Here is a 21,816-nt window from a genome sequence, read left to right as displayed (position 1 = left end):
CTAGCCTAACTATTAAGGCTTTCGAAAGGTTACCCCGACGCTAGTCGATGTAACGTCATCTCTTAGTTAAGTTTCCTTAATGAGAGAAGGTACGTCTACATGCGAGCTTCGCGCGTGGCCTTCGCGGCGGCAGTCCTCGCCGCGGCGCCGGCCCTCGCGGCGGTCGTGCTCAATGGCGTCGCGGAAGGGCACGGCACCGCGATCAATCCAGTGAGCCGGATCTACCAGTGCTTCCTGGAGGGGCCGGAATCCCCAGACTCCGCCGCCTGCCAGGCCGCGGTCGCCACCGGTGGCACCCAGCCGGTGTATGACTGGAACGAGATCAACCAGGCCAACGCCGGCGGCAACCACAAGGCGATCATCCCGGATGGACGGTTGTGCAGCGGTGGCCGCGACAAGTACGCCGGTTTCGACCTGCCCCGTGCCGACTGGGTCGCCTCCCCGATCAGCGCTGGCAGCTTCACCTTCCGCTTCCGGGCGACCGCTCCCCACCTGGGCACGTTTGAGCTCTACATGACTAAGCAAGGCTGGAACCCGGCGGCCCCGCTCAAGTGGTCCGATCTGGATTCCGTCCCGTTCGCACGTGTCACCGACCCGCCGCTCATCAACGGGTCTTACGTTTTCAACACCACCATCCCCAGTGGACGGACGGGCCGTCACCTGATCTATACGATTTGGCAACGGACCCCGGGCATCAGCACCGAGGCGTTCTACGCCTGCAGTGACGTCACGTTCGGCGGTGTGCAGCCAACGACATCCCCGTCTGTATCACCGTCTGCTTCGCCAACGTCCTCACCGACGTCGTCGCCCACGGCCAGCCCGACACCGACAGCCACGGGCCAATACCCGGCTTGGGCGGCGGGCGTGGCCTACACCGCGGGGACGCGTGTCACCTACAACGGCGTGACGTACCAGTGCCGCCAGGCACACACGTCCCTGCCCGGCTGGGAGCCGCCCTATGTAGCGGCGCTCTGGCTACCGGTCTAACCCCCCTCGCACCACCCCGGCGCCTGGTCCCGCAGGCGCCGGGACTTCGCGCGCGACGGCGAGCATGTCCTCGACGCTCCACTGGTCGTCGGCGTGCTCGCCATACTTCACCGCCAGAACCAGGCCGACGCGGTCAATGAGCAGGTCAGCCGGCAGGCCATACCGCCCACCTTCAGGAAATATTGGGGGTACGCGGTGACCGCGCTTGAGCACGCCAACGATGCTGACGCCGATAGCCTTCACGATCGCCCCGAAAGCACGCGGATCAAACAGCGCGCGTTTGCCAGTCTCCGCCCCAAACTCGGCGTAGTAATGCTTTCCCGGATCGGCGATGACCGCGAACGGCAGATCCGCCGCGTGCTCCAACAACTCGTCTTGCGCGGAGTGGAAGAACACGACCTCCCGCACGCCAGCATGGGTGATCTCATCGTGCCTGCGCACAAAGGAACGCAGGTGCAGATTGCACACAGGACAGCCCGCGAAACGGCGGAACTGAAGATGCGTCAGCCAGGCGGAATCGGGGATGGACACTGTCGCGGCATGAATGGTTGACAGGGTTCGTGCGGGAACGACATCTCCCGCCTTCCAGTGCGTCATAGGTGTACACCATACACCTACAGGGTACGTAAGTATACGGCGTATGCTCATGAGCTGTGCCACGTCCCCGTTCCCTGACGCCCGAAGCCATCGCGGCCGCCGCCCTTGCCGTGATTGACCGTGACGGCTTGAGTGCTCTGTCCATGCGCACTGTCGCGACAGAGCTGGGTTTGACCACAATGGCGGTCTATCGCTATGTAAAAGACCGCGAGCAACTGGAACGCCTGGTCGTCGACCTCGTCCTGGGCGATCTCGACGTGACGCCCCCGGCCCGGGCGAAGTGGCAAAAGCAGCTGACCGTCCTGCTGGACCGCGCCCGGCATGCGGTCAGCGCACATCCCGGGATCACTCCGCTGACGTTGGCGCACAGGCAAAGCAGCGATGGCGTTCGCCGTCTCGGCGAGGCGATCCTGAGCGTCCTGGCGCATGCTGGTTTCTCAGGACACAAGCGCGTTATCGCGTTTCGCGCGTTACTGAGCTATTTGATCGGCAGCCTGCTCACCCAGCACCTAGGTTCCCTGAGCGGACCGGGGACGGCAAGCCTTGAGGCGCAACAGCTTTACCCCATGCTGGCGGAGACCGCCAGCATGGCACGGTCTGTTTCGGCCGACCTCGAATTCCATGGTGGACTGGAACTCATCTTGTCGGGGCTCGAAGCGGATCAGAAGCGGCCGTAGATGCCCCAGAAACCGGCGAGCACGATGGCCATGACGAGGATGCCGACGACGATCTTAAGGACGATTCTCGCGCCTTTGCTGCGGTAGCTGCTCGTCGCACCGTCAGCGAAAGCGGACATGCCGGCGATCTGGCCGGCCGGGGAAAGGAAATTACTGTCCTCGGTCCACGGCACCAGGCGCGGAGCCTGTGATGGCGGGATCTCTTCGAACCGCTCGGGAGAGGTCATAGCTCCATGATAGAGATGACAGTCTTAATATCGCCGTCCTGCGGCTCGAAGGTCTCCGGGGCCTGCTCCAGCGGAACGCGCCGGGTAATGAGGCGATCTAGCCAGGCGGGGTCCGCTTTGGACAGTCCGTCGACCGCGGCCGCGTAATGCCTCTGGTTGGCGTTCACTGAGCCAACGATCGCATCGTTTTCCAGCACGATCGAGGTGCTGATGCCACCGACGTCGAGCAACCTTCGCTTGCCCGATGAGATGCCGGTGAGGCACACGACGCCATAGGCTGGCGTGCCGGCGATGGCGCCCAGGACGACAGGAGCGGCGCCGGTCGCCTCGATGATGATTTCCGGCTTGATCCGCTCGGTCACTTCTTCAACGGGCTCGGCGTGATACGTCGCCCCTAGGGCGCGGACGAGATCGGGCTTCGGGCCATCGGTGCCGCGGTCCAGCACGTGCACTTCAAGGCCACGCTGAATGCCGAGCAAAGCTCCGAGCAGGCCGATCGGCCCAGCCCCGGTGACCAAGGCCCGCTTGGGGTCAAACCAGGCCCGGCCGCCGATCCGCTCCACCTGCTCCCACGCCTTGGCCACGACCGAGGCCGGCTCGACCAAAATGCCAAGTGCGCCAAGGGATGCGGGCACCTTGATCGCGTATTCGGGCTCGATCCACCAGCGTTCGCTGCCGAAACCATGCACCTCCTTGATGCCGCGCTCGGTGTAACCGCCGTTGCGGCACATGTCGAACTCGCCCACCGCGCAGGCGCCGCAGGGCTCGGGATCGGGCCGGCGCACGACACCAGCGATCAGATCTCCCGCGGCGAAGCCGCTTCCGGCCGGGGCCGACCGCACCCGGCCCAGTGACTCGTGGCCCAAAATCAGCTTCTGCTCGCCCGGCGGCGCCGTGCCATATTCGGCCGCCGCGATCTCCCGGTCGGTACCGCAGACGCCTACCGCGATCCCATCGACCTGCAATGACCCCTCGGGCGGGGTGGGCTCAGGCATGTCCTGAACCGACAGCGACCCGGCTACTCCTGCTGTGACCGTGAGCGCTCGCATAGTCCCTATCCTCGCAAGACCGGTAAAGTTGCCGGGTGCAAATCGATCCCACCCGGTTAGAAATCTGCCTCGACGTGCTTGCCGAGGTGGAGCAGCTTCCCCCTGAGCACCCGGATGCCGTCGCGGTCCGGCGCGCGACTGCGGCGATCTTCAAGGCGGTCAAGCAACAGCGCCGTAAAGATGCCCGCGCGGCCGTCTTAGCAAACGACAACGCGGTGACTCACGCCACCGCGACCGGCGCCCCAGGGCGCATCGACGACGAGACCGCTGGGATCCCGCTCGTTTCCCCCACTGCGGGTGCCACAGCGGGCGAACTCAAGCGCGCTCGTCCCTGCTACATCTGCAAGGAGCGCTACACGCTGGTCGATGCGTTCTATCACCAGCTGTGCCCGGAGTGTGCCGGTTTCAACCGCGCTCGCCGCGACGCCAGGACCGACCTGACCGGCAAGCGGGCCCTGCTCACCGGCGGCCGCGCGAAGATCGGCATGTACATCGCGCTGCGGCTGCTTCGTGATGGTGCGCACACCACGATCACGACGCGGTTCCCGAACGACGCGGTCCGCCGGTTCAAGGCGATGGAAGACAGTCACGAGTGGCTCGACCGGCTGCGCATCGTCGGCATCGACCTGCGGGACCCGGCACAGGTCATCGCGCTGGCTGACTCGGTGGCCGATCAGGGACCGCTCGACATCTTGATCAACAACGCGGCGCAGACCGTGCGCCGCAGCCCCGGCGCCTACGCTCCGCTCGTCGCCGCCGAAGCCGCTCCTCTGCCCGGCGGTCAGCTCCCCGAGCTGATCTCGTTTGGGCACTACACGGGATCGTCCCCGGCAGCTGCCGCGATTCAGTCCATGCCACACGACATGCTGACCCCGCAGCAGGTCACCGCGCTCGCTCTCACCAGCCGCAACACCCAGATCGACGCTGGCGGCCTCGTGCCGGACGTCGTGTCCACGAACAGCTGGGTGCAGGTCGTCGATGAGGTCGACCCGATCGAGATGCTCGAAGTGCAGCTGTGCAACGCGACAGCACCGTTCGTGCTGATCAGCCGCCTGCGCGCGTCGATGGCCAAGTCCATGTCCCGCCGTAAGTACGTCGTGAACGTGTCCGCTATGGAGGGTCAGTTCTCCCGCGGTTACAAGGGTCCTGGGCACCCGCACACCAACATGGCCAAGGCGGCCTTGAACATGCTCACGCGCACGAGTGCGCGGGAAATGTTCGAGACCGACAACATCTTGATGACGGCCGTCGATACCGGCTGGATCACCGACGAACGTCCACACACGACCAAGGTCCGCCTGGCCGAGGAGGGCTTCCACGCCCCACTCGACCTCGTCGACGGTGCCGCCCGCGTTTACGATCCGATCGTGCAAGGCGAGCTCGGCAACGACCTGTTCGGCTGTTTCCTGAAGGATTACCAGAAGTCAGCCTGGTGATATGGCCGCCTTCGATCTGATCGGGTTCGGCCGTCACGACCCGTGTGCCCGCTGGATCGACGGGCAGTACTGGCTCGCGGCGCGTACCCCCGAGGGTCCTGGAAGCATTTGTTTGCACCCAGAGGTAGCGGCGTTCGGGCCCGGAGCGGCGTGGCTCTTGGCCCGGGCCGACGGCATGCGGGGCTTGCACGACAGCGAAGCGGGCTTCACACCGGAAAAGCATCCGCTCGTGCAGCGGCTGGCCAAGACACCGCTGCGTTTCCCGCGCACTGGCATCGTCTTCCCCCGGTTACTCAAGGCGATCTGCGAGCAGAAAGTCACCGGCAAGGAGGCCTACCAGGCCTATTCCGCGATCGTGCGGCACTTCGGCGAGCCCGCTCCCGGCCCGGCGGAAAGGCTGTTGCTGCCCCCTGATCCCCTGCGGATCGCGACCTCGCCCTACTACGTGTTTCACCCGCTTGGCCTGGAGCAACGGCGGGCACGGGTGGTCATCGGCGCCGCGGCCAAAGCGGCCACGCTTGAAGCTTGCCCCGACTCGCCATCGCTGTCCCAGCGCCTGCTTTCCCTGCCCGGCATCGGCCCCTGGACGGTCGCTGAAGTCGTGCGGGTCGTGCACGGCGACGCCGACGCGGTCAGTGTGGGCGACTTCCACCTCAAGAACACGATCAGCTGGGCCTTGGCCGGGGAACCGCGCGGCACCGACGAACGCATGCTGGAACTGCTGGAACCGTTCGCTGGCCATCGTGGGCGCGTGTGCATGATGATCGAGCAGGCTGGCATCGCGGCCCCGCGTTATGGGCCCCGGATGCCGATCCGCAGCTTCCGGTCCTTTTGACGGACCCCGCTCCTAGGATGGGGGTCATGGCCAACAGTGTGGTTCATTTTGAGATCCCCGCTGACGATGTCGACAGAGCGAAGAAGTTCTACAGCGATGTCTTCGGCTGGAACATCGATCCATACCCGGGTATGGACGCCAAGGACTACCAGGGCGTGACGACCGCTGAGGTCGATGAGACCTTCATGCCGAAGGAGCGCGGCGCCATCAACGGCGGCATGACCACGCGGCAATTGCCCGTGAGCAATCCTGTCCTCACGATCAGCTGCGATGACGTCGACGAAGCGCTCAAGCAGATCGAAAAGGCTGGCGGCAAAGTCGTGCAGGGCCGCCAGGCCGTCGCCGACATGGGATTCACCGGCTACTTCTCCGACCCCGAAGGCAACATTATGGGCCTATGGCAGAACGCGCAGAACACATGACGTTACCGGTTAACCCGCCCATCGAGCCGATGCTCGCCAAGGCGGTCGACAACCTGCCCGAAGCCGAGGGCATGTCATATGAACCGAAGTGGGATGGCTTCCGCTGCATCATCTTCCGCGATGGCGACACCGTCGAGTTGGGCAGCCGGGGCGAAAAGCCCATGACGCGCTACTTCCCCGAGGTAGTCGAGCAGGTGCTGGCCCAGTTCCCGCCGCGCTGTGTGGTCGACTGCGAGCTGGTCGTCATTGTGCGGCGCGACGGTGAGCTGCCCAAACTCGACTTCGACACGCTGCAGCAACGGATTCACCCGGCCGCTTCGCGCGTGAACAAGCTGTCCGTCGAGACTCCCGCCGACATCGTGCTCTTCGACATTCTCGCCCTAGGCGACGAAGACTTGACGAAGAAGCCTTACGCGCAGCGCCGCGAGGTGCTGGAGCAGGCGTTCGCCAAGGTGCGGCCTCCCGTGCACGTCACTGCGATCACGACAGACCCGCAGACGGCACGCCGCTGGTTCGGTGAGTTTGAGGGAGCGGGCCTCGATGGGCTGATCGCTAAGCCCGCCGATATGGAATACCTTCCGGGCAAGCGCGTCATGTTCAAGGTGAAGCATCAGCGCACGGCCGATGTGGTCGTGGCCGGATTCCGTTACCACAAAAGCGGTCCCGTCGTCGGATCGCTCCTGTTAGGACTCTATGACGACAACGGGCGGCTGCATCACGTTGGTGTGGCGTCATCGTTCACCGCCAAGCGCCGTGCCGAACTGATCGATGAGCTGGCGCCTTACCGCGATCCCAAAGACCACCCCTGGGCCGCTTGGGCGACCCAAGCCGAAGGCGTCAACGTGGGCCAGCGCATGCCTGGAGCGGTCAGCCGGTGGAGCGGCACCAAGGACCTCTCGTTCGAAGCGCTCGATCCCAAGCTCGTGATTGAGGTGGCCTACAACGCCATGGAAGGTGACCGGTTCCGTCAGGTCGCCCATTTCCAGCGGTGGCGACCCGACCGCACTCCGGAGTCATGCACCTATGACCAGCTGGAGCGCCCGTTGCGGCTTAGCGTCGACCACGTGCTCGCACCCGTAGATTAGAGTCACCAGCGTGTTGCGCCTCCCCTCTCGCGTCGTCAAAGCCCTCAGCCTGGCGGTCGCGGTCGTGTCGACCGCCTCCGCGTGCTGCATCCCGCCAGTGCTGAATGGTGGCCAGGCGAAGGAGGCGAGCCCAGAGCCGGGCTGGTCCTCGTGCACCGAGGAAGCCCGCAAGGTGCTCGGCCGCGTGCCGGAGAACTATTCGTTCCAGTGCCGCACCGTTCAGGTGCCGCAGGACTGGAACAACCCGGGCAACGGCGCGACGATGAACATCTCCGTCGTCCGGGCCCGGGCTGGCGACCAGCGCGACCGAATCGGCTCCCTCCTGGTGAACCCGGGCGGGCCGGGCGGGTCTGGAGTGGACCTCGCGATGTTCCTGACACGTGGGCTTCCCGCTGAGATCACGCGCCGGTTCGACATCGTCGGCTTTGACCCGCGCGGGGTCGGCCGCTCCGATCCCATTCAGTGCTACTCAGCGTCCGATTTGGACGCCCTGTTCGCCGCCGATCCCGATCCGGCGACGCAGGCCGATTACGACGAGGTTGTCGCGCTCAACAAGAAGATGGCCGACGCCTGCGCGGCGAAATACGGTCCGCGACTGTCCTTGTTTTCGACCGAGCAAGCGGCCCGCGACATGGATCAAATTCGCAAGGAGGTCGGCGACGAGAAGCTGACCTACTTGGGATACTCCTACGGCACGTTGCTGGGCGCGACCTATGCCCAGCTTTTCCCCGACAAGATCCGGGCCCTGGTGCTCGACGGCGCTGTCGATCCGACGCTTGACTCACAGTCCTCGGCGGAGGGACAGGCCAAGGGTTTCGAGCTTGCCTTCAGCAACTTCGCCACGTGGTGCACGACGAACCGCGGCCGCTGCCCCGTCAGCGGTGACGCGGAAGCGGTGGTGCTCAAGGTGATGGAGCAGGCTCGCGAGAAGGCTCAGGTCAACCGCGACGGCCGGCGGGCCACCCCGGGATGGATCCTTTGGGGCGTCGTTTCCGCGATGTACTCCAAGGCCAGCTGGCCTGAGCTCGGCGAAGCCTTGGCAGACCTTGAAGACGGCAACCCAGCGGGCATCTTCGCGCTGGCTGACGACTATGCGAGGCGTGACGCATCCGGTGAATACACCAACCTTTTCGATGCCAACTCGGCTGTGAACTGTGCTGACGACGGCAAGCCCGCGTCGCTGACGCAGATCCGTGGCCTGCAAGCTCAATGGCGCGAGCAATATCCGGTGTTCGGCACGGCCTTGGCGATGGGCATGCTCACATGCTCGGTCTGGCCCGCCGCCCGCGACCCCTATCCGGCCGGTGCGGCCCAGGGCGCACCACCGATCCTGGTGGTCGGCACGAAGGGCGATCCCGCGACTCCTTATGAGCAGACACCAAAGCTGGCCGCGATGCTGGGCGTTGGGGTGGTCCTGACGTGGAACGGCGAAGGCCACACCGCTTATCCCGAGACCTCGTGCATCACAGGCATCGTGAATAAGTACCTGGTGAATCTGGAAGTGCCCAAGGCCGGGACGACCTGCCCGGCCTAGGGCCTTAGGCGGCGACGGTAGTTCGCCGGACGCCGCCAAGCGAAGCCGCTCCCACGATCCAGCCGACGAACAGGCCATAGATAGCACCTGTGCCAGCAGCCTGGAAGGCGTTCAGCAGCGTCGGTCCAGTTTGGACGAACGCGGCCAGCAAACCGGCCGTGGCGGCGGCGAAGATGTAGGCGGCCCACCCTTGCAGGAACTGGCTTCCGCTGCGGGCAGCGGGCAGGATCGCCAGGAAGGCAAAGGACAGGATCACGAGCAGGATGGCCTTTATGTCGTCCGCGATAACCTGCTGCACGGAGTCGTCAGCATCGAAGCGCCACGCGGGCCACGCGAGCAGGCGCATGAACCAGCCGCCTGCGGTGTTGCTATCAGTTGAGCTCTGCGCCCAGTTCACGTAAGCGGGGCTGCCGAAGACCAGCACTAGGAGCAGTGCCGCCAGGGTCCCCGCGCCGGGGGCGGTGCGATAGCGCGAGAGGTATGCCATGGCCCTCAATGTCCCCGTTGGACAGTCACGCTAAACGCGAGGCCACCCTATGTGCGATGGTGCCGAGGACGTCAAGCTCCTCTTCCGTCAGGAGATCGATGAGGTGCTCGCGCACGGAGGCGACGTGCCCCGGGGCAGCCTGCTCGATGGTCGAAAGCCCTTGCGGTGTCAGCGTTATCAGCGATCCACGCCCGTCGTCGGCGCACTCATCGCGGGTCACGAGCCCCCGCTGTTGCATGCGCGTCACGTGGTGCGAGAGCCGGCTCTTCGACCAGCGCATGTGAGCGGCCAGTTCACTGAGCCGCTTGCGGTGATCCGGGGCGGACGAGAGGTTCGACAGCACGTCATAGTCGGCCTCCGACAAGCCGCTCTGCGCCATCAACTCACGGCCCAGCCGCAGGTCAAGCAGCAGCCGCATCCGCCGGTAGCCGAGCCAGGCGTGCATCTCCTTGTCGGTAAGCCACTTGGTCACCTCATGACCGTAGCACTCTTGTTGACATGTCACCAATCTCTTGCTTATGTTGGTGACATGTCAACCAAATCTCGGCTGAACGTCATTTCAGCCAGCACCCGGACCGGACGCGCTGGTCCCGCCATCGCCAGCTGGTTTACCGAGATCGCCCGAGCCGAGTCCGGCTTTGATGTGCACCACGTCGATCTCGCCGCGCTCAATTTGCCTTTCCTCGACGAGCCCGAAGCGGCGGTCGAAGGGCTGTCCTATGCCCACGAGCACACACGCCAGTGGAGCGCCATGACCCGGGCCGCTGACGCTTTCGTCTTCGTACTTCCCGAATACAACCGCGGCTATCCCGCGTCGCTAAAGAACGCGCTCGACTTCCTCTACTACGAGTGGAACGACAAGCCCGTCGCGTTCGTGAGCTATGGCATGAGTTCCGGTGGCATGCGCGCCGTCGAGGCCATCAAGCCGGTCGTCTCCACGCTGAAGATGATGCCTATCAATGAGGCCGTGACCATCCACCTGCGGCAGACGATCGACGACGAGGGCGCACTGCAGCCGACGGCAGCGATGGAAAAGGCTGCCGCGACGCTCCTGACCGAACTCGGCCGGGTCACGGCAGCCTTCACCGCTATTCGTCCCAGTTAGCCGCGACCTTCTTGCTCGGCTGCACGCGCGGCGGCTCACCCGGCATCTTCGGGTAGTCAGGTGGCCACGGCATCTCGCGTGGATCCGCCTCCCACCACTGCAGCAACGTGGACAGATCGCCCGGCTGACTGTCCAAGTCAGCGTAGCCATCTCCTTTGCTGGCAAGCCTTTGCGGCACTGACTTCAGGTCGAAGTCGTTAGGCTCGACGTCGTTGAGCTCATCCCACGTGACCGGGGTGCTCACGGTCGCCCGCGGGTTGGCCCGAAGCGAATAGGGGCTCGCGATCGTGCGGTCGCGCGCCATCTGGTTGTAGTCAACGAACACGCGCTCGCCGCGCTCCTCTTTCCACCACGCCGTCGTGATCCTCTTGGGATCACGTTTCTCCAGCGCGCGAGCGAAGGCAATGACGGCACGCCTCGCGTCGATGAAAGTCCACTCCGGACGGATCCGGACATAGATATGAACCCCTCTGCCCCCAGAAGTCTTGGGGTACCCAACGAGCCCGGCCTCCTCAAGAACCGCCCGCGCGTGGTCAGTCGCGATGCGGGCGGCGTCGTGATAGTCCGTGCCCGGTTGCGGGTCTAGGTCGATCCGCAGCTCATCTGGGTGATCCACGTTAGGGGCGCGCACCGGCCACGGGTGAAACACCACGCCGTTCATCTGCGCCGCCCACAGGATGTGCGCGGGCTCGGTGGGGCACAGCTCGTCAGCGTCACGGCCACTCGGGAAAGTGATCTTCGCCGTGTTCATCCAGTCAGGCACACCACGGGCCGGGATGCGCTTCTGGTAGAACATCTCGCCATCTATCCCGTCCGGAAACCGCTGCAGCGCCGTCGGGCGATCCCCGATATAGCGCAGCATGGGTTCCTGGACGGCCAGGTAATACTCAAACACGTCTTTCTTCGTGAACCCGCGCTCGGGATAGAAGATCTTGTCTGGACTGCTGAGTCTTACGGTTCGCTTACCAACTTCGTATTCCAGTGCCTCGGCCTTGGGCATGGTCCGACGGTACCGCGTAAGGTTTCCTCATGGAGGAGATCTCTGAGCAAGAATGGAAGATCCGCCTGAACCCGGAGGAGTTCCGGGTGCTGCGCCAGGGCGGCACCGAACCAGCGTGGTCCGGCGAATATGTCGACACCAAGACGGCCGGCATCTACGCGTGCCGTGGCTGCGGGGCGACGCTGTTCGACAGCGACACGAAGTTCGACAGCCACTGCGGCTGGCCCTCCTTCGACCAAGCCATCCCGGGCGCGATCAAATACATCGAGGACCGCTCGCACGGCATGGTCCGCACCGAGGTTCGCTGCACCAACTGCGACGGGCACTTAGGACACGTCTTCTACGGCGAGCACTTCACACCCAAAGACGCCCGCTATTGCATCAACAGCGTGAGCATCAAGCTCCAGCCCGCAGAGTAAGCCCTAACGCTTCCGGCGGGCAAACCAGCGTCCAATGAGGACGGCGGCGATGATGCCCGGGACACAGTGAACGGCAAGGACGCCAATAAGGCTGGGGCCGCCCCAATCGTCGCGGTAAGTCGACGGGTCGGAAAAATCAATCGTGAACGGTTCGATAATCGCCCGCACGATGAGATATCCGCCCAGGAGCAACCCCAGCCCAACCAGGATCTTCTTCACCCGCCGAGCCTATCGGGCCAACGGGATCAGATGTTGTTGTTCCAGCCGCGTTTGATGTCGCCCGCCGAACGCGGCACACCAACGCGCACGACATCCCACCGCACCGTCGGGTCGCCGGAATTCTTCAGCGTGATCTGGTCTCCCACTTTGACCTTCGGCTCGACCCAGCACGTGAGCAAGCGGTTGTCAGACCTGAGATCCACCTGCACCAGCATTGTCATGCCCTCAACGCTAACAGCGCCCGCAACCTAAAATGACCCCGTGACTCCACAGTGGACCGTCTGGCGCCAGGACGACAACGGCAACCAATTCGTGGTCGCGCATCACGACGACAAGGGTGCCGCCGAGGAACCAGGCACGCGCCATGGAAGCACGTGGGCACAAGCAGACTTACTGGGTTGCTGAGCGCGCCTACCATCGGCCGCATGACTCTCGCTGAAGGTTTCTACCTCCATGTCGAAGGCTGGGGCTGCTGCTGTTGTCTCATCGTCGTCGGGGGCATCGCGGCGGCGTTCTACGCGATGGGCAAGCGCACGACAGAATGAGTGTCATGCGGCTGGACGACATTGAGATCGTGCCCTATGACGGGCAGTGGGCGGAACTGTTCGCCCAGCAACAGGAGCGGGTGGCGGGAGCGCTGCGACCGTGGCTCATAGGGCCGGTAGAGCACATCGGCAGCACGTCTGTCCCGGGGCTGCCGGCTAAGGCGATTATCGACATGATGGCTCGCGTGCAGGACATTAATTCCGTTGAGCCACAAGCGATGCAAGCGATCGGCTGGGTGCCCGCGCCGGAGCCGGGCGACACGGACCAGCGCAAGCTTTCCTTTTGCTACCCAACCGTCGAGGAACGCAGCCACCACTTGCACCTCGTTGAGCATGCCTCCGAGGGGTGGAAGACATGGCTCGCGTTTCGCGATCATCTAAAGGCGCACCCGGACAAAGCAGCCGAGTACGCACGGATCAAAAAGGAGCTGGCGGCAAGGGATAGCCGGGACCGAGTCGCCTACCGGGCAGGCAAGGCGCCCTTCATCGAAGATGTCCTAAAAGGACTCTAGCCGCAACGCCATCTCGCGATAGCGGGCAACCGGGATCAGGTGCACGCCCTGGAACGCCCCGCTATCGCGCAGCCGCGAGATCTGCTCGCACGCCGCGTCGACACCCGCTTGACGGTCTGCCGCGACGCGCTCCACCAACGCGGGAGGGATCGCGATGTCAGGGATCCAGGCTGCCAGCCGCTCGGCCATCCGGGCGCTCGCCAGGACCATCACCCCGGCATACACCGGCATGTCAACGGAAACCGAGTCACGCCAACGCAATAAAGCCTCAACCGAGAAGCTCACCTGCGCGAACATGAAATCAGCAGACCTTTTCCACGACGGTACTCGCCGGAGCCCGGCCGCGACCCCAATGCGCAAAGGAGCGACTCCGGGAAAGTCCAGCGCCCGTGCTTCGTCCATCATCGCCCGCACGGTCAGTTCGCTCGTACGGTCGCCGACCACTGGCTTGTCACCGTGCACGAACAGAAACTCACTCACGCCGTAGGCGGCTGAGGTGAGCATGTCGCGGTGAAAGCCGAGCAGGTTGCGGTCACGGGAGTTGAGACACGCGATGCTGCGCCCGCCCATGGCGGCGACTTCGTGCGCGACGGCGATGCTGGAGACGGTCGCCCGCCCGATGTGGTTGTCGGGGATGAGGAACGATTGCGCGACCGGGGATAGCACGCCGATCTGGTGCCGCACATGGCGCAGGTCGGGTTTGGTCGGCGGCTCGATCTCGCAGACGATATCGAAGGCTGGGGCGCTCACGCGCCAAACCCTACACAGCCTGGCGCACCTGAGCGACCAGCTGCTCAAACTGTGAGCGCGACCGAGACTCGAAGCCGGCGAAGAACTTGCTGGCCAGCGGCACGGCCCACCTGCCCCAGGTCGCGGCGTTGTAGACGCGCTGCGTTAGGCGTGCTCCCCCGGGCACGGCGGCGACCTGGTATTCGGCGCGATACCACCATCCACCTTGGACAGCGAAGAACCCTTGGTGCACCTGCGATTCGACCGTCATCTGGTGGCCTGGCGCCGTCGCCGCGTATTTGCCCGGGCCGAGCGGTGAGAGCACGTAACCACTGTCACGCAACAACATGGAGTCTGGTGCGCACACCAGGGCGGCGACACGTTCGGCGGGCGCGTCAACGACGGCAGTGAACTCGCACATCAGCTTCTTCATGAGGCTGGCACCGTCTCGGGCGCGAACTTGAACGAAACCGACTCCATCAACGGCTTGCGCTGGGTGTTCTGAAACGAGACACACAGCCCGCGCACGAACACATAGGTCTGCACCTTCTTCAGCTTCGCTGGACGTTTCGACCGGTAGACATCCCCTCGCGTGAGCACCACCGTGACGTCAGCGGACAGTTCCTGCACGGAAACGATCTCCCACGCGAGCTTCGTGCCCGCTAGGAACTTAGTGAACAGAGCTTGATGTGATCGGGCTATCTCCGACCGGCCACGGTAAAGGGTCCCGATGTAGGTGACGTAGGTCGCGTCTTCGGTGAAGCACTCGCCATAGGCGCCAGCGTCACCACGCTCCCATGCGAGCGCCATCCGGCTGATCAGCTCATCCATGATATCTTCCTCCAAGCATTAGCTGCACTGAGACGTTATCTGCACCCGTGCAGATATTAGATTAGGGAAGGTATCGCGCTGATGTCAACTCCGCGTGGGATGAGACAGGACGCCTCCGAGGTCTACCGGCGTTATCTGAGCGCGGTCATCCTCAACGGGCTCGCGAGCGCCGACGCGACGGGGCTAAACGCCACGGACTATGCCGCGATGAACCTGCTCAGCCTCAACGGCAGCATGACGTCAGGCGAGCTGGCCGAACAGACGGGACTGACGACGGGCGCGACAACCCGTTTGATCGACCGTCTCGAGCGCGCCGGCCTCGCCCAGCGGACCGCCGATCCAGCGGACCGGCGCAAAGTCATCATCGAGGCGGTCGCTTCGCCCAACGGGCCGGAGATCGGGCCCGCGGTGACCCCGGCCCGCCAGGCGCTCGCCAAAGTGTTCCGCCGCTACAGCAAAGCGGAACTCGACACCCTGTTCGACTATTTCGAGCGAGCCGCCGACGCCTATCTGGAAGCGACGAAAACGCTTAAGGAGCAAGCAGCGAATAAGTCGCCGCGATGAACTGACCCTGCTGCTCCACCTTCTCCAGTTTGAGCCGTGAAGCCGTGATCCGGCGTGGGAGCAAAGGCGCGCCAGCGCCGAGGGTGACCGGAGCGATCCCGAGGATCAGCTCGTCGAGCCGGCCGTGGTCAGCGAACATGCCGGCGAGCTCGCCGCCGCCGACCACCCAGATGTTGCGATCACCGGCGACCTCGCGCATCTCGTCGTGCACCGGCACCACGTCACCTGACACGAAGTGCAGATTCGCCCCTGGGATCGCTGGCAGATCACGGTGCGTGAAGACCCAGCAGGCAACGTCGCCGTAGTATTCCTTCCACTTGTCAGCGTTGGTCAGCAGCTGATCGTGGTTGAGCACCCACTCATAGGTCGTCGCTCCCATGCAGAACGCGCCGACTTTGGCGAAGAAGGCCGGGAAGCCCTGGTTGCCAGGCTCATCAGGGGTGCCCGACTCAAACAGCCAATCGAGGGAATTCTTCTCGTCAGCGATGTATCCGTCGATGCTTGTCGCGGTGTAAAACTGCGTCTTACCCATGCTCTTCACCCTGCCACAAGGCACCGACACTCTTGCGCTCGATGCGGTAACGCAGCACGAGGAACGGCCAGCCGAAGAGCCAGAAGGCGTGCTCAGCGCGCAGAGCGCCCGCGGCATCGACGTAGACGTCGAGCTCCTCGGCGAACCCGTGCACGGCGACCGTCGTCAGCCGCTGGTCCTCGGGATCCACATAGGATAGATAGTGCCCGGCTTGATCGCCTTCAGCCCGGCTCGACAGGATCAAGCCACCGCCGGAACGCGAGCGGGGCTCCAGCGTCGCCGTGAAGCTCGCCTGTGGCAGCGGAAAGCCAACGCTCACAAAGCCTGTGTCGCCGCGGCGGTAGGTCGTGTAGATGCCGACATAGATCGGCTCATCCGTGTCGGCGAAAGACCGGATCCAGCCGCGGACACTGATCGCCCCGTCCGCGCCGGTGATCGTGTCGATGCGGCTGCGCACGCCACGTTGCGTCTCACGCTGGTTCATCGGCACGTTGGCCTGACCGAGTGGCCGCGCGACAAGGTTGCGGTAGAGCAGGTAGCCGGGCCGCACCCACAGCCGCCACTTCGGAACGATGTCGAGGGTGAACCTGGTGGTGTGCTCGTAGAACTCGCGCACGAGCGGGTGCACTTCGGCTGGGTCGAACCGAGGCCCGATCAGGTCATCGAGCGAAGCCACGATGCCAACGTCGGAGGCGTCCGATTGATAGGTGCCGCCGGTCAGGGTTTCCACATAACTGGTGCCCACGTAACGGGTTTGGGCGGGCAACGGGACGACGAAGGGCAGTTCGCTGGCGTCAACGCTTTCGGCGAGCAGGCTCACCTGGGCGTCGCGAAACAGCACGCGCGACACGATCCGGAAAACGACCACCGTCACGGCAGCGACCACGGCGGCGGGAGCGCCCACAAACGACAGTGCCCAGCCCGTCAACAGCCCAACGACCGGTCCCAGCACCACCTTGAGCGGCCGGATGCCCAGAAGCCCAGCCACCAATCCCGCGACGACTCCCGTGAGCACGGGTCCCGCGTCAAAGAGCCAGCCAAACACCCCGCCGAGCACGGCCGCGAAGGCGCCACTCATGACGATGCGAGACCAGAGCGCCGGGATCTGGCCGGGCTGCTGCCGTTTGCGGGCAACACTTTCGCTTAGCGCTAGCAAGATGGCACCGGCTAAGGCGCCCCAGCCGTTCTCGGTGAGCGCCAGCCCCGCGATCGCGCCCGCCACCAGCGGGAAGCCCACATGTTTCACCCCGCGACTGTAGCGGTTAGCCCAGCAGCGAGACGGCGTCGCCAACGGCTACCGCACCTGGCGTCTCCACTGCCGCGTAAACCCCGAAGACGTTGCGCTGATTTTGGGCCACCCATCGCAGCACCCGTTTGTCGAGTTCACTGCGCAAGGTGGCCTGGTTGATCATCACACACCGCACGCAGCCCTCGGTCACGCGCAGGACCGCTGCCCCGACCTGAACCCGGCTTCCGATCCAGCCTTGTTCCGGGAACCCATCGCCGGGCACGTCGACCAGGATGTTGGGACGAAACCGGGTGACCTCAATGGACACCTCGGGCAACGCCGACGCCAGGCTGCGCAGCGACGCCGTGCTGAGCAGGTGGACCGCTGCTTCGATCCGGTGCGGTTGATAGTCCACAAGCGACACCGGGCGCCCCGCTGCCTCGGTCAGCAGACGGTGCCTGTCCGGACCGCTGAACGCGACGCCACCCGCAGGCGTTGCCAGCCATACGGATCCGTCGGGCAACGTCGCCGCTTGCAGCCGCATGAGCGGTGGCGTCTCCCCTGCCCAGGTGATTTCGCCATCCTCGTCTCGCACAGCGAGCGCACGATCGCCCGCGATGCCATGCGCGCCAAGGACCGCGGTCGTGAGCCGCTCTCCCCCTGCCGACTTCACCGGGTAGCGCCACAGTTCAGCCACGTTCACGGACGCAGGTTAGCAGTCCGCGAGAGCGCTCTCTAGGACTATTGCGCTGAGGTTTCCGATGCGCTTCAATTGCTCGACAGTGTGCGAGAGCGCTCTCTCGCCCCGGCTCCGGAAGGCTCGCATATGTCCTTGTCCCGACGGCACCTGATCGCCTTGACGGCTGGCGCAGCCGCGGCCGCACAGCTAGGACTTCCCTCCGCAGCGTCCGCCACGGCGAAAACTGGCGTGATCGACCGCCGGCTGTCCGGTTCCACCGGGCGGGCCTACGCCTACCTCGACTTCGTCATGGACGCCTATGAGCAAGGCAGCACGCCGCGGCTGCTGCAGAGCTACAACAACGAATCCGGGCTCATGACGACCGGCTTCATCTACGACAACGCGCTCGCCGCGATCGCCTATCTCGCCCGGCCCACGGCGGTCAACGTCCAGCGCGCCAAGCTCATTGGCGACACCATCATGTGGATTCAGGCCAACGACGAAACGTTCACCGACGGGCGGATCAGGCAGGCCTATGCCACCGGCCCGATGATCTTCTACGGCTGGTCGCCCGAATTCACCGGGCTCGTGCGCGGCGACGGGAAGGCCGCGTTCCTTTGGCCCTTTGGCTTTAGCGGCACCTCGACCGGCGACGCCGCGTGGGCCGGGCTCGCCCTGGCTCAGCTCTATGGGCACACGCGCGAGCGGCGCTACCTTGATGGGGCCGTCGCTTTGGGATCGTGGATCACGCAACGGCTCACTGGGTACACCCATGGAGGTTTTCATGGTGGTGTCAAAGCCGATGGCGTGACGCCACAGACGTGGTGCTCGACGGAACACAACATCGATATCTACGCGCTTTTCAAGCTGCTGAACCGCTACACGAGAGATCGCTTGTGGAACGAGGGCGCCCGCACGGCCCGCTCCTTCGTCGAAGCCATGTGGAATCGCGAACAAGGGCATTTCTTCACTGGTACTCAGGAAGCCTCCCCCGACGAGATAAACAAATCGATCCTGCCTGAAGACGTCAACCCGTGGGCATACCTGAGTCTTGGCGACCACTGGATCGCCCGTTCCCTGCGCTGGAACGATGAGAACCTGTCCAATGTGGACCTCGGCATCAAGGGTGTCACCTTCAGTGATGTAGCCAAGAGTCTGAGCCCAGCGGTGTGGCCGGAGGGCAACGGTCACATGGCAGCGGCCTATTACCAGCACCACGACAAGCGCGCCGCGCTGCACTATCTGTTCGAGACGGTCAAGGCGCAGGAGCAGCTGGGCGCGGGGCAGACCGTTGGCCGCACGAGCGATCCCATCAACGGGCGGCTGTCGAATCCGGGTGAAGGTGGCGACTGGACCGGATCGGTGCTGCCAGCCAAGTCCGGAATCGTCTCGGCGACAACGACTTTCGACACCGGGTTCGGCTTCAGCTACTTCCCGAATCAGCACGTGGGCGCGACAGCGTGGTTCCTTATCGCCGCGCACGGCGTCAACCCTTACCGGGAGCTTTAGCGGCAGCGCGGTAACGGTCCGCCAGGTGCAGCAGGTGTGCCCGCAGTTCGGGCGGATCGAGCACCGTGAACGAAACGTCAAGGCTGCCAACGAATCCGGCGAGGTCGTGCAACGAGTCCGATCCGGTTTCGAACAGGCACGTGTCATCGTCGATCGCCGTGAGGCTGCCCGCACCGACGGGCAGCCTCTCCACCATGGCGGCTGCGGGTGCGCGAAGGACGATCCGGGCGCGAAACTTCCATTGCAGCGAGCCGACTCCGCGTAGCACGTGTTCGATAGCGCCACCGGGCGGGAGTTCGCGAGGCGTGAAGCGCGGTCCGTTGGGTGTGCGGGGCGTGATGCGGTCGGCCCGAAACGTACGCCAGTCCGCTCGCTCTCGATCCCACGCCAGCAGATACCACCGCCGTCCGGTGTAGACGAGCTGATGCGGCTCCACCTGACGCAGGCTGGGCTGACCGTCGCGCCCCACATAGTCGAACCGCAACAGTTCGTGCTGATGCGAGGCGCTAGCGATCGCGGTCAAAACCGAAGCGTCGACGGTCGGCCCGCTAGCCGCCGCGGAAACGGTCGCTGAGCGCAGCGCATCGACCCGGTGGCGCAGCCGGGAAGGCAACGTGCGCTCCAGTTTCGCCAGCGCCCGCAAAGAGGCGTCTTCGATCCCGGTGACCGAGCCGGACGCCGCCGCGCGCAAACCAAGCGCCATCGCGACAGCTTCTTCGTCATCGAGGAGCAACGGAGGCATCGCCGCCCCGGAGCCGAGGCGGTAGCCACCCGCGGAACCGGTCGTCGAGTCCACGCGATAGCCCAGGATGCGCAGGCGCTCAACATCGTTGCGGACGGTCCGGGTGGTCACTCCCAGCCGATCGGCGAGTTCCGCGCCCGGCCAGTCCCGGCGCGTCTGCAGCAACGCCATCAGTTTGAGCAGGCGTACCGAAGTTTCCAGCATTTTTTGATAATGCCAGGTATTGAGGAACCGTAGGTTCCGCAATGCTCGCTAGGTTTGGGTCATGACTGAGACACAGACCTTGCGAGGATTCGCCACCCTTAACTTCTTCGCCGACGACCTCGAAGCCGCCAAGGATTGGTACGCCGAGTTTCTGGGCATGGACCCCTACTTCGCCCGGCCCGGGTATTACGAGTTTCGCGTGGGCGACTATCAACATGAGTTCGGTTTGATCGACGGCAAGTACGCCCCGGCCGACCGCCAGACCGGCGGCGCCATCATGCACTGGCACGTCGACGACCTGGAGGGCACGTTCAAGCGGCTGCTTTCCTTGGGCGCGACCGAATATCAGCCGCCCACAACCCGCGGCGAGGGCTTCGTCACCGCGTCGGTGGTGGACCCGTTCGGCAATGTGCTCGGCATCATGTACAACGCGCACTACCTAGAGGTGTTGTCGTGGAAGAAGTCCTGACCTTTCAGGACGCCGCTCAGTGGGAGGCCTGGCTGGCCTCCCACCACCACGAGCCGGGCGGCGCCTGGATAAAGATTGGCAAGAAGGGCTCCACCAAGAAACTCATCGGCATCGCCGACGCTGGCGATGTCGCCCTGTGCTACGGCTGGATCGACTCCATCCGCAAGTCCTATGACGCCGATTGCTTCGTGCAGAAGTATTCGCCGCGCCGGCCCAAGGGCTCGTGGTCAAAGGTGAATGTCGACCGGGCGGAAGCTCTCATCGCCGCGGGCCGCATGCGTGAGCCCGGCTTCGCCGAAATCGAAGCGGCGAAAGCGGATGGGCGCTGGGACACCGCCTATGTGTCGCAAAAGGAGTCCACGGTGCCGCCGGAGGTGGCCGCCGCGCTCGCCGCCAATGGGCAAGCGGGGCAAGCGTTCGCCAAACTCGGCAAAACCGAGCAATACCTGCTGATCCTGCCATGGCTGAAGGCCCGGACGCCGAAGACCCGGGCCACTCAGCTCACGAAACTGCTCGAAACCCTGACGCGCTAATAAGGCAGCACGGGTGGGTGCAGCACGGCGGGGCGCAGCGGGGAGTCGAACCTGGGTTCCCGGGTGCGGCTGCGCTTGATTTCGAAGAAACCGTCCGTTCCGGTGACGAGGAGAACGCCATCCCAGAGACGGCCGGCGGCCTCGCCACGCGGGGCGGGCGTCACCACGGGACCGAAGAAGGCGATCCGCTGACCGTCAGCGTTGGGGACGTGGATGATCGGGGTGCCCACGTCCTGCCCGACCGGCTCCATGCCCTCAGCGTGACTCAAGCGCAGCAACTCATCGAAACCCGTGACCTCCGCCGCGTCTGCTAGTTCGCCAGGCAGGCCAACGGCTTTCAGGGCGTCAACGTAAAGGTCGTGTCCCAGCGCCCACTTCTCGTGGTGAATCCGAGTGCCGAGCGCAGTGTACAAACTGGACAGACAGGCGTTGCCGAACTGCTGCTCAGCCGCGATGGCCACACGCACCGGACCCCACGCACGGTCGCCGGGGTCGTAGTTGTTCAGCACAGCCAGGCTCATGACGCGGAAGCGAACCTGAACCTCACGCACGCGCTCCACTTCGAGCAGCCACCGTGAGGTCACCCAGGCCCAGGGGCAGGTGGGGTCAAACCACATGTCAGCGATCGTCACGTTTAGCTACCCTAGGAGCTCACGGCGG

The 21,816-nt window shown here is 64.6% G+C and carries 31 protein-coding genes; 15 read left to right on the top strand and 16 right to left on the bottom strand.

Features of this window, described 5'->3' with window-relative positions:
* The first annotated feature begins 99 nt into the window (after positions 1 to 99).
* Positions 100 to 987 carry a lytic polysaccharide monooxygenase auxiliary activity family 9 protein gene (locus A3E1_RS40540; protein WP_083929519.1) on the top strand — a complete coding sequence of 296 codons (888 nt, stop codon included), beginning with the start codon at positions 100 to 102 and terminating at the stop codon, positions 985 to 987.
* Here the strand turns inward: A3E1_RS40540 and A3E1_RS0116185 are convergent.
* Positions 976 to 1,584, bottom strand: a complete 609-nt coding sequence (locus tag A3E1_RS0116185; protein WP_020521834.1) for a thioredoxin domain-containing protein — start codon at positions 1,582 to 1,584, stop codon at positions 976 to 978. The two genes, A3E1_RS40540 and A3E1_RS0116185, sit on opposite strands and share 12 nt — an antisense overlap.
* Positions 1,585 to 1,640: 56 nt before the next feature.
* Here A3E1_RS0116185 and A3E1_RS0116180 point away from each other — a divergent pair, with 56 nt between their 5' ends.
* Positions 1,641 to 2,261, top strand: coding sequence for a TetR/AcrR family transcriptional regulator (locus A3E1_RS0116180; protein WP_020521833.1), 621 nt, complete (start codon positions 1,641 to 1,643; stop codon positions 2,259 to 2,261).
* On the opposite strand, the gene A3E1_RS0116175 is transcribed toward A3E1_RS0116180, so the two are convergent.
* Together A3E1_RS0116175 and A3E1_RS0116170 are read right to left on the bottom strand one after the other, a co-directional pair.
* Positions 2,246 to 2,488 carry a hypothetical protein gene (locus A3E1_RS0116175; RefSeq protein WP_020521832.1) on the bottom strand — a complete coding sequence of 81 codons (243 nt, stop codon included), beginning with the start codon at positions 2,486 to 2,488 and terminating at the stop codon, positions 2,246 to 2,248. The genes A3E1_RS0116180 and A3E1_RS0116175 overlap by 16 nt on opposite strands.
* Positions 2,485 to 3,537, bottom strand: coding sequence for a glucose 1-dehydrogenase (locus A3E1_RS0116170; RefSeq protein ID WP_020521831.1), 1,053 nt, complete (start codon positions 3,535 to 3,537; stop codon positions 2,485 to 2,487). Before A3E1_RS0116170 ends, A3E1_RS0116175 begins: the two co-directional genes overlap by 4 nt.
* Before the next feature lie 35 nt (positions 3,538 to 3,572).
* On the opposite strand from A3E1_RS0116170, the gene A3E1_RS0116165 reads away from it, so the two are divergent.
* From A3E1_RS0116165 to A3E1_RS0116145, 5 genes are read left to right on the top strand one after another with little or no spacing between them, the layout of a single operon-like run.
* Positions 3,573 to 4,973, top strand: coding sequence for an SDR family NAD(P)-dependent oxidoreductase (locus tag A3E1_RS0116165; protein ID WP_020521830.1), 1,401 nt, complete (start codon positions 3,573 to 3,575; stop codon positions 4,971 to 4,973).
* 1 nt (position 4,974) lies between these two features.
* Complete coding sequence (locus A3E1_RS0116160) at positions 4,975 to 5,808, top strand: DNA-3-methyladenine glycosylase family protein (protein ID WP_020521829.1); 834 nt, start codon at positions 4,975 to 4,977, stop codon at positions 5,806 to 5,808.
* Positions 5,809 to 5,834: 26 nt separating this feature from the next.
* Entirely contained in the window at positions 5,835 to 6,230 is a 396-nt protein-coding gene (locus A3E1_RS0116155; RefSeq protein WP_026208493.1) for a VOC family protein, read from the top strand.
* Positions 6,227 to 7,315: an ATP-dependent DNA ligase gene (locus tag A3E1_RS0116150; RefSeq protein ID WP_020521827.1), complete on the top strand. Its 1,089-nt coding sequence runs from the start codon at positions 6,227 to 6,229 to the stop codon at positions 7,313 to 7,315. Before A3E1_RS0116155 ends, A3E1_RS0116150 begins: the two co-directional genes overlap by 4 nt.
* Before the next feature lie 10 nt (positions 7,316 to 7,325).
* Positions 7,326 to 8,849, top strand: coding sequence for an alpha/beta hydrolase (locus A3E1_RS0116145; RefSeq protein WP_020521826.1), 1,524 nt, complete (start codon positions 7,326 to 7,328; stop codon positions 8,847 to 8,849).
* A 4-nt stretch (positions 8,850 to 8,853) separates the two neighbouring features.
* Here A3E1_RS0116145 and A3E1_RS0116140 read toward each other — a convergent pair whose 3' ends face one another.
* Positions 8,854 to 9,336, bottom strand: a complete 483-nt coding sequence (locus A3E1_RS0116140; RefSeq protein WP_020521825.1) for a hypothetical protein — start codon at positions 9,334 to 9,336, stop codon at positions 8,854 to 8,856.
* 25 nt (positions 9,337 to 9,361) lie between these two features.
* Entirely contained in the window at positions 9,362 to 9,808 is a 447-nt protein-coding gene (locus A3E1_RS0116135) for a MarR family winged helix-turn-helix transcriptional regulator (RefSeq protein ID WP_020521824.1), read from the bottom strand.
* Between the two features lie 57 nt (positions 9,809 to 9,865).
* Here A3E1_RS0116135 and A3E1_RS0116130 point away from each other — a divergent pair, with 57 nt between their 5' ends.
* A complete protein-coding gene (locus A3E1_RS0116130; protein WP_020521823.1) occupies positions 9,866 to 10,441 on the top strand; it encodes an NADPH-dependent FMN reductase in 576 nt (191 codons plus the stop codon).
* Here the strand turns inward: A3E1_RS0116130 and ligD are convergent.
* Complete coding sequence (gene ligD / locus A3E1_RS0116125) at positions 10,425 to 11,441, bottom strand: non-homologous end-joining DNA ligase (protein ID WP_020521822.1); 1,017 nt, start codon at positions 11,439 to 11,441, stop codon at positions 10,425 to 10,427. The genes A3E1_RS0116130 and ligD overlap by 17 nt on opposite strands.
* Before the next feature lie 29 nt (positions 11,442 to 11,470).
* Between ligD and msrB the strand changes: the two genes are divergently transcribed.
* Complete coding sequence (gene msrB / locus A3E1_RS0116120) at positions 11,471 to 11,860, top strand: peptide-methionine (R)-S-oxide reductase MsrB (protein ID WP_020521821.1); 390 nt, start codon at positions 11,471 to 11,473, stop codon at positions 11,858 to 11,860.
* 3 nt (positions 11,861 to 11,863) lie between these two features.
* Here the strand turns inward: msrB and A3E1_RS0116115 are convergent, their stop codons facing one another.
* Together A3E1_RS0116115 and A3E1_RS0116110 are read right to left on the bottom strand one after the other, a co-directional pair.
* Positions 11,864 to 12,079 (bottom strand): hypothetical protein, encoded by a 216-nt coding sequence (locus A3E1_RS0116115; RefSeq protein WP_020521820.1) that lies wholly within the window; start codon positions 12,077 to 12,079, stop codon positions 11,864 to 11,866.
* 26 nt (positions 12,080 to 12,105) lie between these two features.
* Positions 12,106 to 12,300 carry a hypothetical protein gene (locus A3E1_RS0116110; RefSeq protein ID WP_157631557.1) on the bottom strand — a complete coding sequence of 65 codons (195 nt, stop codon included), beginning with the start codon at positions 12,298 to 12,300 and terminating at the stop codon, positions 12,106 to 12,108.
* 40 nt (positions 12,301 to 12,340) lie between these two features.
* Here A3E1_RS0116110 and A3E1_RS47710 point away from each other — a divergent pair, with 40 nt between their 5' ends.
* Both A3E1_RS47710 and A3E1_RS0116100 read left to right on the top strand, forming a co-directional pair.
* Positions 12,341 to 12,484 carry a hypothetical protein gene (locus tag A3E1_RS47710; protein ID WP_020521818.1) on the top strand — a complete coding sequence of 48 codons (144 nt, stop codon included), beginning with the start codon at positions 12,341 to 12,343 and terminating at the stop codon, positions 12,482 to 12,484.
* Positions 12,485 to 12,629: 145 nt separating this feature from the next.
* Positions 12,630 to 13,136, top strand: coding sequence for a GrpB family protein (locus A3E1_RS0116100; RefSeq protein WP_020521816.1), 507 nt, complete (start codon positions 12,630 to 12,632; stop codon positions 13,134 to 13,136).
* On the opposite strand, the gene A3E1_RS0116095 is transcribed toward A3E1_RS0116100, so the two are convergent.
* The 3 genes from A3E1_RS0116095 to A3E1_RS0116085 are packed head-to-tail and all read right to left on the bottom strand — an operon-like array spanning position 13,122 to position 14,696.
* Positions 13,122 to 13,886 carry a methylenetetrahydrofolate reductase gene (locus tag A3E1_RS0116095; protein ID WP_020521815.1) on the bottom strand — a complete coding sequence of 255 codons (765 nt, stop codon included), beginning with the start codon at positions 13,884 to 13,886 and terminating at the stop codon, positions 13,122 to 13,124. The two genes, A3E1_RS0116100 and A3E1_RS0116095, sit on opposite strands and share 15 nt — an antisense overlap.
* Before the next feature lie 10 nt (positions 13,887 to 13,896).
* Positions 13,897 to 14,298: a hypothetical protein gene (locus A3E1_RS0116090; RefSeq protein WP_020521814.1), complete on the bottom strand. Its 402-nt coding sequence runs from the start codon at positions 14,296 to 14,298 to the stop codon at positions 13,897 to 13,899.
* Positions 14,295 to 14,696 carry an SgcJ/EcaC family oxidoreductase gene (locus A3E1_RS0116085; protein WP_020521813.1) on the bottom strand — a complete coding sequence of 134 codons (402 nt, stop codon included), beginning with the start codon at positions 14,694 to 14,696 and terminating at the stop codon, positions 14,295 to 14,297. Before A3E1_RS0116085 ends, A3E1_RS0116090 begins: the two co-directional genes overlap by 4 nt.
* A gap of 81 nt (positions 14,697 to 14,777) precedes the next feature.
* On the opposite strand from A3E1_RS0116085, the gene A3E1_RS0116080 reads away from it, so the two are divergent.
* On the top strand, positions 14,778 to 15,260 hold the full coding sequence (locus tag A3E1_RS0116080) for a MarR family winged helix-turn-helix transcriptional regulator (protein ID WP_040390928.1): 483 nt from the start codon (positions 14,778 to 14,780) through the stop codon (positions 15,258 to 15,260).
* On the opposite strand, the gene A3E1_RS0116075 is transcribed toward A3E1_RS0116080, so the two are convergent.
* From A3E1_RS0116075 to A3E1_RS0116065, 3 genes are read right to left on the bottom strand one after another with little or no spacing between them, the layout of a single operon-like run.
* Positions 15,226 to 15,792, bottom strand: coding sequence for a dihydrofolate reductase family protein (locus A3E1_RS0116075; RefSeq protein WP_020521811.1), 567 nt, complete (start codon positions 15,790 to 15,792; stop codon positions 15,226 to 15,228). The two genes, A3E1_RS0116080 and A3E1_RS0116075, sit on opposite strands and share 35 nt — an antisense overlap.
* On the bottom strand, positions 15,785 to 17,038 hold the full coding sequence (locus tag A3E1_RS40535; RefSeq protein WP_157631556.1) for a hypothetical protein: 1,254 nt from the start codon (positions 17,036 to 17,038) through the stop codon (positions 15,785 to 15,787). Before A3E1_RS40535 ends, A3E1_RS0116075 begins: the two co-directional genes overlap by 8 nt.
* A gap of 16 nt (positions 17,039 to 17,054) precedes the next feature.
* The gene (locus A3E1_RS0116065) at positions 17,055 to 17,723 is read right to left on the bottom strand and encodes an MOSC domain-containing protein (RefSeq protein ID WP_020521809.1); all 669 of its coding nucleotides are present in this window, start codon (positions 17,721 to 17,723) and stop codon (positions 17,055 to 17,057) included.
* A 123-nt stretch (positions 17,724 to 17,846) separates the two neighbouring features.
* Here A3E1_RS0116065 and A3E1_RS0116055 point away from each other — a divergent pair, with 123 nt between their 5' ends.
* Positions 17,847 to 19,208 (top strand): hypothetical protein, encoded by a 1,362-nt coding sequence (locus A3E1_RS0116055; protein ID WP_020521807.1) that lies wholly within the window; start codon positions 17,847 to 17,849, stop codon positions 19,206 to 19,208.
* Here the strand turns inward: A3E1_RS0116055 and A3E1_RS0116050 are convergent.
* On the bottom strand, positions 19,186 to 20,154 hold the full coding sequence (locus A3E1_RS0116050; RefSeq protein WP_020521806.1) for a helix-turn-helix transcriptional regulator: 969 nt from the start codon (positions 20,152 to 20,154) through the stop codon (positions 19,186 to 19,188). The genes A3E1_RS0116055 and A3E1_RS0116050 overlap by 23 nt on opposite strands.
* Before the next feature lie 61 nt (positions 20,155 to 20,215).
* Here A3E1_RS0116050 and A3E1_RS0116045 point away from each other — a divergent pair, with 61 nt between their 5' ends.
* Both A3E1_RS0116045 and A3E1_RS0116040 read left to right on the top strand, forming a co-directional pair.
* The gene (locus A3E1_RS0116045; protein WP_020521805.1) at positions 20,216 to 20,623 is read left to right on the top strand and encodes a VOC family protein; all 408 of its coding nucleotides are present in this window, start codon (positions 20,216 to 20,218) and stop codon (positions 20,621 to 20,623) included.
* Complete coding sequence (locus A3E1_RS0116040) at positions 20,608 to 21,156, top strand: YdeI/OmpD-associated family protein (protein ID WP_020521804.1); 549 nt, start codon at positions 20,608 to 20,610, stop codon at positions 21,154 to 21,156. The genes A3E1_RS0116045 and A3E1_RS0116040 overlap by 16 nt, the downstream gene beginning before the upstream one ends.
* Here the strand turns inward: A3E1_RS0116040 and A3E1_RS40530 are convergent.
* On the bottom strand, positions 21,153 to 21,773 hold the full coding sequence (locus tag A3E1_RS40530) for a DsbA family protein (protein ID WP_020521803.1): 621 nt from the start codon (positions 21,771 to 21,773) through the stop codon (positions 21,153 to 21,155). The two genes, A3E1_RS0116040 and A3E1_RS40530, sit on opposite strands and share 4 nt — an antisense overlap.
* Between the last annotated feature and the right edge of the window lie 43 nt (positions 21,774 to 21,816).

Origin of the sequence: Catelliglobosispora koreensis DSM 44566 (assembly GCF_000379685.1) — a bacterium.
GTDB classification, from domain to species: domain Bacteria; phylum Actinomycetota; class Actinomycetes; order Mycobacteriales; family Micromonosporaceae; genus Catelliglobosispora; species Catelliglobosispora koreensis.
The sequence above is the reverse complement of the archived record's forward strand: the minus strand, read 5'-3'. Positions and strand labels throughout refer to the sequence as shown.